Below are 14,595 nucleotides of genomic sequence, written 5' to 3' on the forward strand. Positions count from 1 at the left end.
GGAAATAATAGAAAAGGAGGCTGATCATGGTGGGATCATCGATTCGGTTCATACACAGTGCAGATTTACATATCGACAGCCTTTTTAAAACTAAGGGACACTTCCCGGAACAACTGTTAGATAGGTTGCGAAAAAGCACGTTCGAAGCGTTCGACCGTTTAATTGAGACCTGTATAAATAATAAGGTGGATTTCCTTTTGATTACTGGTGACTTATATAATGAAGAAATTCGGAGTATCAAAGCTCAAGTCCATCTTAGGCGTGGGTTCGAACGTCTTCAAGAGAAAGATATTCAAGTGTATATTAGTTATGGTAACCATGATTATATAGAAGGGAAAACCTTACCCATTGAAATGCCCGCCAATGTACATATATTTCAAAGTCAGAACGTTGAATTCTTCCCTTTTGAAAAAGAAGGAGACGTTTTGGCGCATATTTACGGGTTCAGCTATGAGACAAGAGAAGTACGAGAACGCAAAGCCCCGTTTTTCATGAAACTAGAGGGGGCTGACTATCACATTGGAATGCTTCATGGCAGTCTGGATACAAATACAGACCATGATGTTTACGCACCTTTTTCACTACAAGAGTTAAAAGGACAAGAGATGGACTATTGGGCATTAGGTCACATCCACAAACGTTCGGTTATCTCGACAGATCCACCCATCCTATACCCAGGGAATATCCAGGGGAGATCACGTAAGGAAGCGGGAGACAAAGGATGTTACCTTGTCGAGCACCGATCCGGAGAATGGAATTATCAGTTTGTCCCGTTGCAAAGCATCACATACGTCTCTACCACAGTGGATGATCTTGAAACTACATCGCCTGAAGAGTTGGAAGAAGTCTTGGAAAAGGCGAAAGAAAGAGAAGCTGTCGGTTCTCCCGTGATGTTGACAATTACGATGGTGGGATACGCAGGATCCATAGAGGATATTCAAGAATGGGTGCAAGTCCTCAATGAAAATGAAGATTTTAATTCCGATGATTGGATCTGGATAGAGGAAGTGAAGGTCGAGAGTCGGACAACTTGGGATGAAGAGGAATTAATGAGAGGCTCACACTTTACAGGTGAATTGTTACGCACCATTTCTGATTTAAGTGAGGAAGAAGTAGAACAGTGGCTTTCTCCTTTGTTTTCTCATAGAAAAGTATCCAGGCATATTCATTCGATTGAAAATGAAGAAGCGACGGATGTGATCGAGCAAGCAAAATCACTGCTAATGGAACGGATGATGAACCATGAGGGGAGGGGGACGATGTGAAGATTCTCCATTTATCTATTTTCGGATTCGGCAAATGGAAGGAACACGCTTTGGATTTAACCGATCCATCTCCTCATCTAATTGTTGGTGAAAATGAAGCAGGAAAATCGACGCTCTATGAATTTATCTTGTTTATATTATTTGGACTACCTCCAAAGCAAAGGGTGTCTTTTATACCTAAAACCGGAGGAAGTATGGGCGGACGCCTTGTCCTATTAACGGAAGACTATGGAAGAGTGACGATTGAGAGAACGCACGAACATGAAAGCGGGAAAGCGGTCTGCCGGTTGGAGACGGGAGAGGAAAAAGATGAATCCTGGCTTCGGAACTTACTTGATGGAATGGATCGTAGAGTTTTTGAATCCACCTATAGTTTTAATGCGGATGACTTGATGGAACTAAAGAATCTATCAGGACATGAGCTTGGAGAAGCCCTTTTGAATATCGGGTTAACGGGATCTGATCAAATTTTCCAGACAGAAAAGTGGCTGCAAAAACAAATGGATGAACGTTTTAAGCCGAAAGGAAAAAAGCCGCTCATCAATGAACAGCTTCGAGTGGTTGAAGAGTTGCAGCAGAAGAAAAAAATATTAGATGATGAAGAAGAAGACTATCTACGGCTTCAAAAAGCAAAAGATACATTGAACGGACGCATACGCACATTGGAAGAGGAATGGCAGGAAACCATCAATCAAATCTACATAACGGAACAAATCTTAAAAGTAAGAGGTATTATTGTTGATTACCATCTAATAAAGGCCGAAGTAGAGAATCAACATACGCTCTCCTTTCCAGAAGCCGGTGTGGAGCGGTACCAGCAAGTGAAGGAAGTCCTATTGCCTCTTCAATCGGAGCAAAAGCTATTGAAAACAAATATCGAAGAACTCCAAGTTTCTATTCAAAGCTGGAAAGATGGATACGATCCATCTCAAGAAGAAGAAGGTGGAAAGCTTGTAGAAACAGGATATCCAAAATATGAACATGCTGTCTATGAGTACGAACGCCTCTTACAACAAATCAGCCGATTAGATGAACAGCTTGAGGAAGACAGGAGTCATATTGATGTTCCTTTGGATATAGATGAAATAGAGGAATACCCTTTGCCATTTTATACTGAAGAAACATGGCGGGCTTTAAAAAAGGAAAAAGAAGAAGTGGAACGTGAGGAAGCTTTCATTAAGGAACAATCCGTAGACCTCGGCCGCGAGTTTCAAAAGATAGAGAAGCGTAAACATTCGATAGAGGACGAGAGGATCAGTGAGGAAACAGCCAAAGAGTATGAAGAAAAGTTGCAGCGGAATTATCAAATGGCGGCAACGTCTGATCAAAGCAAAACGGGATTAAGGAATGGACGTTTGTTAGGAGGCGTTTTGGCCATCCTCGCGCTTGCTATTGGAGGTCTCCTTGAAGGGATGATCCTATTCCTCTTATGTTTGGTCGTAGCGGCTGGACTTGGATTATACAGTTTCAGCTGTCATAGAAAAATAGTGGAAGCGTCAGAGGAAAGCTTGCCGACATCTATACCTGCTGAAGAAATGGAACAAGCGAGATGGCAGCTGCAAAAATATGATGCACAAAAGAATGAGTACCATCATTTGCGTGAGCAGTGGAAGCAGTTGAACCAGGAAGAGATTCGGCTGCAGGAGAAGACTCACCATCTCCAGCAACGAAAAATAAGATTGGAAGGTACACTCGATGAACAGCGTAACCTCTATCCTTTCCTTGAATACTTACACGTGGAGCACTGGGAAAAGCTCTATCATCTTTTGACACAATTGAAAGAAAAAAAACGAACACATAAACGACTGCTGCAGGACAAAGAAGAACAGCTATCCAAAATAAATCGTATCAAAAAAGATCTGGGAGCGTTTTACAGGGGAAAAAAGTGGGAATTCTACGAAGAGAATATGGAACAGCAGTGGCAGCATCTGAAAGAATGGGTCCAAGAGCAGAATCAGAGACGGCAAAAGATCAATCAAGCAGAACAGCAATTAGAGTCCTTGCATAAGCGTTCCAAAGAAATTAGCGTGAAGCTTTCTACTTATTTGGAGCAGCAGTTTGAGCTTTTCAAAGAAGCCGGCGTAGAGGATGAAGCAGACTTTTACTCAAAGGCGAAAAAGAAAGAAAAACAAGAGAAGCAACAAAATCAGCTCCAAGATCTAGAACGCCAGCTGCAGCGTATGTTGTCGGAAAAAGAGCAAAAGGATTATCTTGTGTGGACACATGTCCCTGAGGAATCTGAACTTTCAGCCCGCCTGGAACGAATGAAAAGCGAAAAGCAAAAGATTGAAGAGGAACAAAAAAAAGCTCAGCAAACCATGGCAGACAACCAGAGCGCTATCCGACAGCTTGAGCATTCAGACGAACGCTCAAGTATTACCCACAAACTTCACAGGGAAAAAGTTGAACTTCAAAAGCAGTCGGAAGAATGGGCGGCTTATCAACTGGCTTTGAAGGCTTTGGAGAAGACAAAGCGCGCGTATAAAGAAAAATATTTACCACAAATCTTACGAAAAGCTACTGACTATTTTCATAAGCTGACGGACGGAAATTATGTTGATGTGAAAATTTCCCCGGATGATGATCACATTAAAGTCATGAGTAAGCAGGGATTCACTTATTTCCCAATGGAACTTTCACGGGGCACAAAGGATCAATTGTATGTTTCTTTTCGGTTGGCACTTGGGGAAACGATGGCGGATGATTTGTCGCTACCGTTTCTTGTTGATGATGCCTTTGTTCATTTTGACCAGAAAAGATTAAACCTGATGATTGAACTTTTGGAGCAGTTATCTAAGAAACACCAGGTTATTCTATTCACATGGCGAGAAGATTTGAAAGAAGTGTTTCAATCTCCTCATGTCCTGCGATTGAGTTAAAATCGATAATAAGGTCGCAATGTAAGAACATTAATGATAAAATGTTTTAAGATTACTGAGGAATAAGCAAATGGAGGGTTTCCATTGCCAGAAATGAACAATAAGGATTGGAACAAATACGAAGAAACGATTGAACAATTTATTCAAGTCATAGCTAAGAATATGAGCCTTTATGGGGTAACCCCGTCCATCGGTCGCTTGTATGGAGTGCTATACTTTTCACAGGAGCCCATGACATTGGATGACATGCGGGAAGCTTTGGAGATGAGTAAGACAAGTATGTCAACAGGCGTCCGTGCTTTATCAGATATGAAGATGGTCGAACCGTCTTTTAAAAAAGGAGTCCGTAAAGATCTTTACAAGTCCGAAGAAGATTGGTATAAATCTTTCACATCCTTGTTCGGAAGCCGTTGGAGGCATCATACAGAGACGAATATTGAAGAAGCGGATGAAGCCATCCAGGAGTTGAAAGAGCTACAAGAGAAGACGACAGATGAAGATCTTCAGGCAAAAATAACAGAAGATATCGATCGACTGGAGTATGCGCAAAACTACTATCGTTGGCTTATGAGATTCATTCATGTAGTAGAATCCGGCGAGATTTTCCAATACGTACCGAAAATTGACCAAAAAGATAAAAAGTAAAAATCCGATGGGTGCAGCTTGTTTGCTGCACTCATCGGATTTTTCATAGCCTTTTACATAGAAGGGAAGGGGAGCTTGTATCATATTTGACCAAGAGTGCTCATAGACTAGAGACAAAAGGAGCAGGGAGGATGAATTTATGTTATTCGGTCTTCCGATTTGGGTCTTTCTGTGCATTGTCTTTATATTCATAAGCGGATATATGGCTATCCGCGCGATGAGAGCGGAGCACAACCTCGAACAAGAGTATATCGAACGGGAAGGTCAGGTGTATTTGAAGAGGATGGAAAAGGAGAAAGAGCGGCGAGAGAAAAGAGATGCCATGATGTCAGAATAAAAGCCAGGTGAATCACTCACCTGGCTTTTGTTCCTATTATTCTTCTGTATTTTCACCTTCAGAAGAGCTTTCTTCAGAGTTATTGCCCTCTGGATTTGTTCCTTCTGCCGCTGGTGCTTCTTCTTTATCGAAGAGTCCTTCAAACTCATCGAGCTTCACATCAATTTCAGAGTTCTGCATAAGCTCATCCATCTTCTTCTGAAGCTCAGCCTGATCGACTTTCTGACTCGTCAATGTACGCTTGATTTCTTCCTTCATTTCTTCATAAGGTTTGATATCTTCTTTATCACGCTTGTCCGTCACTTTGATGATATGGTAGCCAAATTGAGACTGCACAGGTTCACTTACTTTGCCTGGCTCTAATTCGTAGGCTTTATCTTCAAATTCAGCAACCATTTCTCCAGGTCCAAACCAACCAAGCTTACCACCTTGCTGAGCAGAACCATCAGAAGAATATTCAGCAGCTAACTCTCCGAAATCTTCCCCATTATCGATTTTTTCTTTAACTTCCTTCGCAGTTTCTTCATCAGAGACTAGGATATGGCTCGCTTGAACCTCTGTCTTCATACGATCATAATAATTTTTCATTTCTTCTTCTGAGATTTCGATTCCTTCAGAAGCCGCTTTTTCTTGCAATAGGCTCATACGGATGGTTTCTTTGAAAGCTTCTTCATCTGCAAAGCCATTTTGCTGAAGAATGTTCTCAAAATTATCACCGTATTGTTCTTTAATTGTTTCTAGTTCCTTGTTCACTTCTTCATCAGAAACCTCGTAGTTATTTGCAAGAACTTCCTTCATGACAAGAGTCTGAAGCACTTGCTCCCCAGATTGAGATTTCAATTCTTGGTAGAATTCTTCTTTCGTGACTTCTCCACCATTGGTTTCAACAACAACTTCTGATTCATCGGCATTTGATGAACAAGCTGACAAGGTGAATACGCTCGCTGCTAAAGCAGCCGTGATGGCTATTTTTTTCATAATCCTGACACTCCTAAAACTTATTGTGAATTTCGTGACGTAGAGATTTGCTCACAGCCTATGAGTAAATATAACACATTATATAGGCAATGTTCCATACTGTGTTGAGAAAATATAGCAATTCAAACAAGACATAGAAAAAACAGGCCATCTCCGGCCTGTTCTTAAAGTGTATTAAGCACTTCCACATATGAAGAAATCAATAATATTGTAATCAGTACGTTGATTGTGCGGAATACCCGCGTTTGTTTTTCGTTCGACATTTTCGTCTTTGTGCATAAGGAATGTGTGAGTGAGTTAAACACGAATAAAATGACGAGCGCGTACAAGCTGAATCCAAATGCCATGTTGGTACCTCCTTTATTCCCTATGAAACTACTCTATCAAAGTTTGGGTGGATTGAACAGAAAAAAGCAGGTCGGATTTCCCGCTTAGAACAAAAAAGTCTGATTCAGAAAAGAAAAGACAAATTCCGACTTAAACTAAAGCTCCCGATTGTGGAAGACACAGCTTCAAGACTTTTGTTTAGTGGATGGGGCTTTAGGGGATAGCTCGCTTTCCGCGGAAGCGTAAGGAGCACCTCTCATGTAGCCATTAAGAAAGCCATGTCTGGTTGGTATAATGAATGATGAATCCCTTGCCATGGATACGTCAGGGAAACGACGATTTGCGGTGTGCTGAATCAGTCAGTAGAAAAACACACACGTTCGTGTTTCCATTCGCTTTTCATGCGGACCTTTCCCAGACCCTGTTTCCATGCCTTATTCGTGCAGGATCTTTGGTAAAACGACTCTATAACGGCGTGGGTGAGCAGGTCTTCATTACAGAACTTAGCAGGTTACTGTTAGAGGAATTTCGTGAACCTCATATTGCAAAGGGGCGGAGGGAAACGGCGAGACTCCTAAAGGGTATGAGGGACAGCTGAGACCCGGGAAGGTGTAGCCGGAGGAGGCTTAGTGCCTCCCCCATGGAAAGCGAACCTTTTCCCGCAGCCCGTAGAATCGCACAAACGCCTCGATCGATTCTTCCAGAATACTGACATATGTTGTAAGAAGGCGTAAAAAAACAACGTTCAAAAGGGAGAACGTTGTTTTTTATGCTTTTGGCTGATGGATCAAGATATCATAGCCTTCTTTGGCATTTTCGATCAAGCACTTCTTCGGTGCTTTTGCGAAATAATTTAAATAGAGAAAATCAGAAAAGGATAATCCAATGTTCACAGATGCAAAAAGTACAAGATATGCAAAGTAGTTAGGGAAGACATATCCCATGATGAGTGCAGGAACTGTAATCAAAAATGTTGGTGCAAGAGCCATCATGATGGATGTCTTTTTCGATAACCGAGTTTTGCACTGGTAGGTGAAGGTCGGAACAAATCGTTTTCTGAATTTGAACTTCACACGCAATCGCTTGTAGCTGAGCATCAATGGAAGCATATGCATTAAGCGATGCATCGATGGTAAGAAAAACAAAATAACCAACAACGGTAGAAAACCGTGATCATTCATCTCATGCGTACCGTGTATCATTGAATACGGCAAGTATAAAATTAGGAAAGAAAGTAGTCCTGTAAGAAAAGACATCAGGTAAACACGGTTCAAACCGAATTCTTTATTGATGTTTACTGTTTTCCAGCAGTTCATCATAAGAATCCCTCCCTTACAACAAAAAATACTGTGAATTTTATATGAATATCGATATGATAGTAGTACGTTTTATGTTTCGTTTGTTTGGCACAAGACGAATAATAGTATGTTTGAAGAGAAAAAGCAATAGGTTTTTTGTAAAAAAAATATTTGCTTTTTACTCTTTTGTTGTAAGATCTTTTAAACCTTGGTATGACAAGGGTGACAGCAGGTAGTGGAGGGAGTATTTTGAAGAAGGAAAATCAATGTGAAACCTTTGCATTCCACTTGAATTTATTACTAGAAGTCGAAGAGATGAAGAAATATCCATTTACGAAATTAGTCATTGAAAAAAGCTTAACAAAAAAAGAATATAAGGAAACGTTGCAGTTGTTAGAGATCTTGCATGAGCGTTACGAGGAGGATATAGCCAACGGTTTGATTAATCATTCCAATTTGATGATTTACTTTGCCGGCATGCTTTGTTACAAGCTTCCTATAGATGAGGCATTGGAAGCACTCAATCAGCAGGGGCTTTACCCGAAATTGACGAACCAACTCCATCGTCTTCATCATAAATAGAACCCTTTCCAATAGATATTGGAAAGGGTTCTATTTATATAGTCTTACACGTTATGAAGATCTTGATTTCTTTTTATAGTCTTCAATATCCGTAGGCTGTTGGACCAAAGGTTCCTCTTCAATGTTTTCTAGTGAACGTTCCAGGATTTCTATATATTCATCTCCATAGATCTCCTTGATCAGAGCAGATAAATCCAAGAACTCAGGAAGCTTTCCATACATTTCTGTCATGGGCATAACGCCTCTCAGTACAGAATTATCTTCTGGGTTATACTCATTCAGCGTTGCTTCTAGAAGTTCAATCCCTGGATCCGTTAGTTCTACATACGTGTTCCTTTTATCGTTTTCACGTTTAGAAAACTGAAGGAGGCCGCGCTCTTCCATTTTCTTTGAAAAGTTGAAGGCTGTTGAAACATGCATGACACCATACTTGGAAATCTCAGAAATGCTTGCCCCTTTCAAATGGTAAGCAATCCACAAAATATGATGCTCGTTGATGTTCAATTGAAATGGCTTGATCCAATCCTGCCAGTCCTTTTCAATGGCTTTCCAAAGTGCTTTAGAGAGTTGAGCCATTTTATGACTGTAGAAAATGGCTTCTCTTTTTGAGATTTTTTCCTTCATTTACCTCACCCTCTTAAGGTATTTTTAAAACTATTCTATCATCAATAGGCTATTAGTTTCTAAAGAGTTACCCACTTATAATAATATAAAATTTGAGCAAATTATCAAGATATAATGTGCTGAAAAAATAAATAACATGCAGAGCGAGGAAAAACTGGCTCCGCATGTGTGGGAAGAGGGGTTAATCAGAAGGGGGTTCGTTAGGATCTAATTCTTTGAAAGCTCCAGCAATCCATTCGTGAAAACGGACCATATCTCCCAGACGTCTGTAAAGCTGATCCGCCTGTTGCATTTCCTCTTGATTGACATATTCCTTTATTCTGTCTTTCAACTCGCCTTCCATACTTTCGAGCCTATTTATTTGTCCATTTGCGGCTGACTGCCACTTCTTTATATAGGAAGACATGAAATTTCGATATAAGTTTTCATTGGCTTGGTAAAGGTCTTTACGGAAGCCTTTCTTCCATACTCGTTCAACCAGCCCTTGATCCAATAAACCTCTTACGCCTGTACTCATAGAAGTTTTACTTTTACCCAAAGCCTTACTCATTTCATCTAACGTCATTGGACCCTGATGCAGATAGAGAGTAACAAACAACCGAGCATCAGCAGGGGTAAGTCCAAACATTTCCAGTGTCTTAGAAAATTCGTGGGTGACTTTCGTATGCATGTCTTCAAGGAAATGGTGGTCTTTTACTACCATAAGATCCTCCTTCGCAAAAAATCTATGTACAACGTTACTATAATTTCCATTTTTATAAAAATTACTGAAAGGGCTTAAATATAAAGGATTTAGAAGTAAATTGGCGTAATACACCCCTTAAACTCTGTACAGTTTCAACTGTACATAATTTTTGTACTTGATTTAAAGTATTTATCGTTTGAACTTTCTATTACAAATAGGTTACATTATGTAAGGTGCTTGATTGTGGACGGAAATAAAAACGATGAAACGTACCATAATAAACAAAAACAGAAGAGGTGAGAGACGTGCCGATTATTCAAGTAGAAAACTTATCGAAAATTTTCGGTAAAAATGCCAAAAAGGCTACCAAATACTTAGATGAGGGTTTATCAAAAGAAGATATCCTTGAAAAGACCGGCAACACAGTCGGTGTTAACCGCGCGTCCTTTGATGTAGAAGAAGGGGAAATCTTTGTCATCATGGGGCTGTCCGGAAGTGGTAAGTCTACACTTGTACGATTAATCAACCGATTAATTGAACCAACAGAAGGTAGTGTATATATTGATGGTCAGGATTTGGCTAAGATGGACAGCAAAAATTTACGAGAAGTCCGTCGCCAAAAGTTGAGTATGGTATTCCAACGCTTTGGTCTTTTCCCACATCGTACAGTACTGGAAAACGCAGAGTTCGGTCTTGAAGTCCAAGGAATTGATAAAAATGAGCGTAAAGAAAAAGCGAAAAAATCTTTAGAAATGGTCGGCCTAGGTGGCTATATCCACCAATACCCTGGTCAACTATCCGGGGGGATGCAGCAGCGTGTTGGTCTTGCGAGAGCCCTGGCAAACGATCCAGAAGTTCTATTGATGGATGAAGCCTTTTCTGCATTGGACCCATTAATTCGTAAAGAAATGCAGGATGAATTATTGGAGCTGCAAGAATCCATGAAGAAAACCATTTTATTCATTACCCATGACCTTGATGAGGCGTTAAGAATCGGTGACCGTATTGCTCTCATGAAAGACGGACGCATTGTTCAGATTGGTACACCAGAAGAAATCCTAGTGAATCCAGCGAACGAATATGTTGAGAAGTTCGTTGAGGACGTAGATCGTTCCAAAGTGTTGACCGCCGAAAACATTATGAAACGACCAGAAACGGTGGATATTCAAAAACACGGTCCGCGTACAGCTCTTGAGCGGATGCGGAAGGAAGGTCTTTCGAGCATCTATGTAACGGATGCAAAAAGAAATCTGCATGGCTATGTAACCGCTGATGATGTTTCTAATGCTGTAAAACAGGATTCGGATAACTTGAAGGGGATTCTTCGCACGGATGTGCCGAAGGTAGAGCCTCAAACACCGATGCAGGAAATTTTCGATATTATCCATGATGCCCCTGTACCTGTAGCTGTTATTGAAGAAGGAAAATTGAGAGGGATTATTGTGAGAGGAGCCGTCCTGGCGGCGTTAGCTGGAAGTGAGGTGAATTTAAATGGGTTTGATTCCTAAGCTTCCTGTTGCTGAGTGGATTGATACAGCGACAGAGTGGACAACAGATACGTTTGAATTCTTATTTGATTTTATAAAAGAAGATTTTGGTGACTTTATTGAAATCGTAGCAGAAGATTGGTTGATGGCTATTCCCATTTGGCTATTCATTATCGTTGTAGGTGTTTTGGCCTTCTTTGTTTCTGGGAAAAAGTTGGGCTTAACAGCTTTTGCAGTTATCGGCCTATGGTTTATTGCCAACCAGGAGTTATGGGAAGAGTTGATGAATACATTTACGCTCGTTATTTTTGCGAGTCTGATCTCCGTTATTATCGGAGTTCCATTTGGAATTTGGATGGCAAAAAGCAAAATGGCTGAGAAAATCCTTACACCTGTCCTTGACTTCATGCAGACGATGCCTGCCTTTGTCTATCTGATTCCAGCCGTAGCTTTCTTCAGTATCGGTATGGTACCAGGGGTGTTTGCCTCTGTCATATTCGCAACACCACCGACCGTTCGTTTTACGAACCTGGGAATACGTCAGGTGTCCCATGAATTGATTGAGGCATCCGATGCATTCGGTACGACCGGAACTCAGAAATTATTTAAAGTCCAATTGCCAATGGCTAAAAAGACGATTATGGCAGGAATCAACCAAACAGTCATGCTTGCACTATCCATGGTGGTCATTGCATCCATGATTGGTGCGAAGGGACTTGGTCAAACAGTTATTACCGGACTTCAGCGTGCTGAAGTCGGAACTGGATTCGTTGCAGGACTTGGTATCGTTATTCTTGCAATTATCATTGACCGTTTCACACAAAACTTGAACACCCAGCGTGGTGACTAGTAAATAACGTTAGAAAAGGGTCCTTGGACCTTTTTTCTATATAAAATCTTTAAAAGGGGAGAGATTTACATGTTTAATTGGAAACGTTTCGGTATGGTTGCCGGACTATCTTTAACACTTGTAGCTGCAGGTTGTGGATCTTCAGAAGATGAAGGCACAGAGTCAAATGGAGATTCTAACGGTGATGAAGCCGCTTCTGAAATGAATTATGGGGAAGAAATGGGCTATGAAATTACTGGTATCGAAGCAGGTGCAGGTGTCGTAAGTTCTGCCGAAGCTGCTGTTGAAGAATATGAAAACTTGAGTGGTTGGGAAGTATCTACATCTTCTTCTGGTGCTATGGCCACAGCTCTAGGTGAAGCGGTTGAGAACGAAGAACCAATCGTTGTTACGGGCTGGACGCCACACTGGAAGTTCGCAAAATATGATTTGAAATACCTTGAAGATCCAAAAGAAGTTTTTGGTGGAGAAGAACAAATCAAAACAATGGTTCGTCAAGGGCTTAAAGATGAGAAGCCAAACGCTTATAAAATCTTAGATCAGTTCAACTGGGAAGCTTCAGACATGGAAGAAGTGATGCTTGAGGTTTCTGATGGGGCAAGCCCAGAAGAAGCGGCTCAAAACTGGATTTCCAATAATCAAGACAAAGTAGATGCGTGGACTGAAGGTACTGAAGAAGTGGATGGTACAGAAGTTGAGCTTGTTCTTGTAAACTGGGATTCTGAGATTGCTTCAACAAACGTCGTTGCAGAAGTCATGAAGGAACAAGGCTTTGAAGTAACGATTACACCACTTGATAATGGCCCGATGTGGGAATCTGTTGCCGCTGGTGAAGCAGATGGTATGGTTGCTGCATGGTTGCCAGGAACTCACGGTGATCAGTATGAGCAAAACAAAGATAAGCTAGAAGATCTTGGAGCAAACCTTGAAGGTGCTAAGATTGGTCTAGTCGTTCCTGAGTATATGGATGTCGATTCCATTGAAGATTTAGAAGCAGCTGAATAATAAGTTTGATAAAGCGTGTAGAGGTATAAACCTCTACACGCTTTTATTTTAGGCTCGGGTAAATCCCGCAGTTTATTATATATAAGCTCCCTTTTCTGGAAGACTCAGTTTCGTAAGTGAGCAGGTCTACATTACAGAACTCGGCAGGTTACTGTTAGAGGGATTTTGAGGATTTCATATGGCAAAGGGCGGAGGGAATCGGTGAGACTCTTGTGGGAAGTGCGTGGTAGATGAGACCCCGCAGAGCGTTAGCTCGAGGAGGCTCATCACTCGCCCCGGAAAGCGAACCTTTTCCCGGAGCCCTAACTACCCACAAAAGTCTCAAAATCGAGTCTTACACACTCCTGCCATATACTTTAATAATGAACATTTAACAACAGCGTTTAACTGCGCTTTTTGGGCATAGAATGGAAGGGGATGGAATATAGATAGGGGAAGAAGGACAAACATAAAAAATCCCGCACAAGGCGGGATGTGTGAGATTATTGGTGGTTGATGACTTCATGACTCGGTTGTGTCGTGTGATCGGCTTGCTCAGCCTTTGCTTTTTCTTCTAATTCTTTTAAGCTTGCTTCGATTTGTTCTAAATATTTCTGAATGTTTCTTTGATGGGGTTCAACGGTTCGCTTCCAGCTTTCAATGGAAGTTTTTACATCTTCAGAAAGTTCTTTGATCAGCTCTGCGCCTTCTTTAGACGTTTGGGTAATCTGATCTTTCAGTTGCATACCTTCTTCTTTTAAGCTGAGAACTGTATTTTTTAAGTTCTCACTTTTCAGTTTGGCATTTTCTCTAAAGTCACGACCGGAGGAAGGGGTGTTCAGTAACGTATAAGCAGCTCCAACGACTCCCCCGACTAAGAATCCCAGCGCTAATGATTTTCCATTTGGCATATCAGTCAGTCTCCTTTCAATCACTCTCTATTTTATATTTTCTCTTAATATGTATGAATGAAACCTTAAAAACATAAAAAAATATTCTTTAAGTGGTAAAGGTAAAACAAAGGCACTACATTTGATGTAGTGCCTTTGGTGTAAGTTAAGGTTCATTCTGTATATCCTCTTAAGAGGCAGGTTGAGCAGCTTTAGCAAGGTTTGATCGTCTTAAGATCTTTTGGGCGATCGGATACATGACGGCTACGAAAAGCACGTTAAACGCCGCAGCAGGTAGAACGACTGTAGCAAACATGAGGCCGAAGCTCGCTTCCATAAGTCCGATGATGTAAAGGACAACCCCTAAGAAAATGGAGCCGCTGATCATCGTACCGATAGCCGCTAAAGCAGGCTGTACGAATTTTTGATGTGATATTTTTTTAGTCAAAAGGACAAGCCCGAAGAAAGCAAATGCTGTGAACGGCTTATCAATGATATTGGCCAGTTGGCCGCCTGGAACGGTGGTTGTCATCGCTGAGATGAAGCCTGTCGCTAAAGATAACAATAGGACATACGATGGTTTAGGGAACAATAAAATCCCGAGGAACATCATAGCGAGCATCATGTCCGGTCGCATTCCGAAAAAGAACGGGGGTGCGACAGCATGCAGAACTGCACCAATTCCTACAAATAAAGACAACATGACTAAAACACGAATATTCATTTAAACATCTCTCCTCAACTATTCTAATCTCATCTGAATT

Annotated in this window: 15 protein-coding genes; 8 read left to right on the forward strand and 7 right to left on the reverse strand. The window is 41.1% G+C overall.

Annotated features, from left to right (window positions below; genetic code table 11):
• The first annotated feature begins 26 nt into the window (after nucleotides 1-26).
• The 4 genes from GLV98_RS16725 to GLV98_RS16740 all read left to right on the forward strand — a co-directional run bounded on the left by GLV98_RS16725 (nucleotide 27) and on the right by GLV98_RS16740 (nucleotide 5,126).
• Nucleotides 27-1,265: a DNA repair exonuclease gene (locus GLV98_RS16725; protein ID WP_160917209.1), complete on the forward strand. Its 1,239-nt coding sequence runs from the start codon at nucleotides 27-29 to the stop codon at nucleotides 1,263-1,265.
• Nucleotides 1,262-4,144 carry an AAA family ATPase gene (locus GLV98_RS16730; protein ID WP_160917210.1) on the forward strand — a complete coding sequence of 961 codons (2,883 nt, stop codon included), beginning with the start codon at nucleotides 1,262-1,264 and terminating at the stop codon, nucleotides 4,142-4,144. Before GLV98_RS16725 ends, GLV98_RS16730 begins: the two co-directional genes overlap by 4 nt.
• Before the next feature lie 93 nt (nucleotides 4,145-4,237).
• Nucleotides 4,238-4,789, forward strand: a complete 552-nt coding sequence (locus tag GLV98_RS16735) for a GbsR/MarR family transcriptional regulator (RefSeq protein WP_160917288.1) — start codon at nucleotides 4,238-4,240, stop codon at nucleotides 4,787-4,789.
• Nucleotides 4,790-4,928: 139 nt separating this feature from the next.
• On the forward strand, nucleotides 4,929-5,126 hold the full coding sequence (locus GLV98_RS16740) for a sporulation YhaL family protein (protein WP_160917211.1): 198 nt from the start codon (nucleotides 4,929-4,931) through the stop codon (nucleotides 5,124-5,126).
• Between the two features lie 36 nt (nucleotides 5,127-5,162).
• Here the strand turns inward: GLV98_RS16740 and GLV98_RS16745 are convergent, their stop codons facing one another.
• From GLV98_RS16745 to GLV98_RS16755, 3 genes are all read right to left on the reverse strand, one after another.
• Nucleotides 5,163-6,104 carry a peptidylprolyl isomerase gene (locus GLV98_RS16745; RefSeq protein ID WP_160917212.1) on the reverse strand — a complete coding sequence of 314 codons (942 nt, stop codon included), beginning with the start codon at nucleotides 6,102-6,104 and terminating at the stop codon, nucleotides 5,163-5,165.
• Nucleotides 6,105-6,268: 164 nt separating this feature from the next.
• Nucleotides 6,269-6,451, reverse strand: coding sequence for a hypothetical protein (locus tag GLV98_RS16750; RefSeq protein ID WP_035510066.1), 183 nt, complete (start codon nucleotides 6,449-6,451; stop codon nucleotides 6,269-6,271).
• A gap of 747 nt (nucleotides 6,452-7,198) precedes the next feature.
• Nucleotides 7,199-7,750, reverse strand: coding sequence for a DUF3267 domain-containing protein (locus GLV98_RS16755; protein WP_089654200.1), 552 nt, complete (start codon nucleotides 7,748-7,750; stop codon nucleotides 7,199-7,201).
• 228 nt (nucleotides 7,751-7,978) lie between these two features.
• Here GLV98_RS16755 and GLV98_RS16760 point away from each other — a divergent pair, with 228 nt between their 5' ends.
• Nucleotides 7,979-8,311 carry a DUF1878 family protein gene (locus GLV98_RS16760; protein ID WP_160917213.1) on the forward strand — a complete coding sequence of 111 codons (333 nt, stop codon included), beginning with the start codon at nucleotides 7,979-7,981 and terminating at the stop codon, nucleotides 8,309-8,311.
• A gap of 51 nt (nucleotides 8,312-8,362) precedes the next feature.
• Here GLV98_RS16760 and GLV98_RS16765 read toward each other — a convergent pair whose 3' ends face one another.
• A complete protein-coding gene (locus GLV98_RS16765; protein ID WP_160917214.1) occupies nucleotides 8,363-8,935 on the reverse strand; it encodes an HTH-type transcriptional regulator Hpr in 573 nt (190 codons plus the stop codon).
• A 181-nt stretch (nucleotides 8,936-9,116) separates the two neighbouring features.
• Entirely contained in the window at nucleotides 9,117-9,638 is a 522-nt protein-coding gene (locus GLV98_RS16770) for a GbsR/MarR family transcriptional regulator (protein WP_160917215.1), read from the reverse strand.
• A 287-nt stretch (nucleotides 9,639-9,925) separates the two neighbouring features.
• Here GLV98_RS16770 and proV point away from each other — a divergent pair, with 287 nt between their 5' ends.
• The 3 genes from proV (at nucleotide 9,926) to GLV98_RS16785 (ending at nucleotide 12,962) form a co-directional block, all read left to right on the forward strand.
• Complete coding sequence (gene proV, locus GLV98_RS16775) at nucleotides 9,926-11,128, forward strand: glycine betaine/L-proline ABC transporter ATP-binding protein ProV (RefSeq protein WP_160917216.1); 1,203 nt, start codon at nucleotides 9,926-9,928, stop codon at nucleotides 11,126-11,128.
• Complete coding sequence (locus GLV98_RS16780; protein WP_160917217.1) at nucleotides 11,112-11,957, forward strand: ABC transporter permease; 846 nt, start codon at nucleotides 11,112-11,114, stop codon at nucleotides 11,955-11,957. The genes proV and GLV98_RS16780 overlap by 17 nt, the downstream gene beginning before the upstream one ends.
• Nucleotides 11,958-12,026: 69 nt before the next feature.
• On the forward strand, nucleotides 12,027-12,962 hold the full coding sequence (locus tag GLV98_RS16785; RefSeq protein ID WP_202410114.1) for a glycine betaine ABC transporter substrate-binding protein: 936 nt from the start codon (nucleotides 12,027-12,029) through the stop codon (nucleotides 12,960-12,962).
• A 482-nt stretch (nucleotides 12,963-13,444) separates the two neighbouring features.
• Here the strand turns inward: GLV98_RS16785 and GLV98_RS16790 are convergent, their stop codons facing one another.
• The gene (locus GLV98_RS16790) at nucleotides 13,445-13,852 is read right to left on the reverse strand and encodes a YtxH domain-containing protein (protein ID WP_160917218.1); all 408 of its coding nucleotides are present in this window, start codon (nucleotides 13,850-13,852) and stop codon (nucleotides 13,445-13,447) included.
• Between the two features lie 169 nt (nucleotides 13,853-14,021).
• A complete protein-coding gene (locus GLV98_RS16795) occupies nucleotides 14,022-14,555 on the reverse strand; it encodes a tryptophan transporter (RefSeq protein ID WP_160917219.1) in 534 nt (177 codons plus the stop codon).
• Between the last annotated feature and the right edge of the window lie 40 nt (nucleotides 14,556-14,595).

Origin of the sequence: Halobacillus litoralis, from assembly GCF_009856415.1 — a bacterium.
In the GTDB taxonomy this organism is placed as follows: Bacteria; Bacillota; Bacilli; order Bacillales; family Halobacillaceae; genus Halobacillus; species Halobacillus litoralis_C.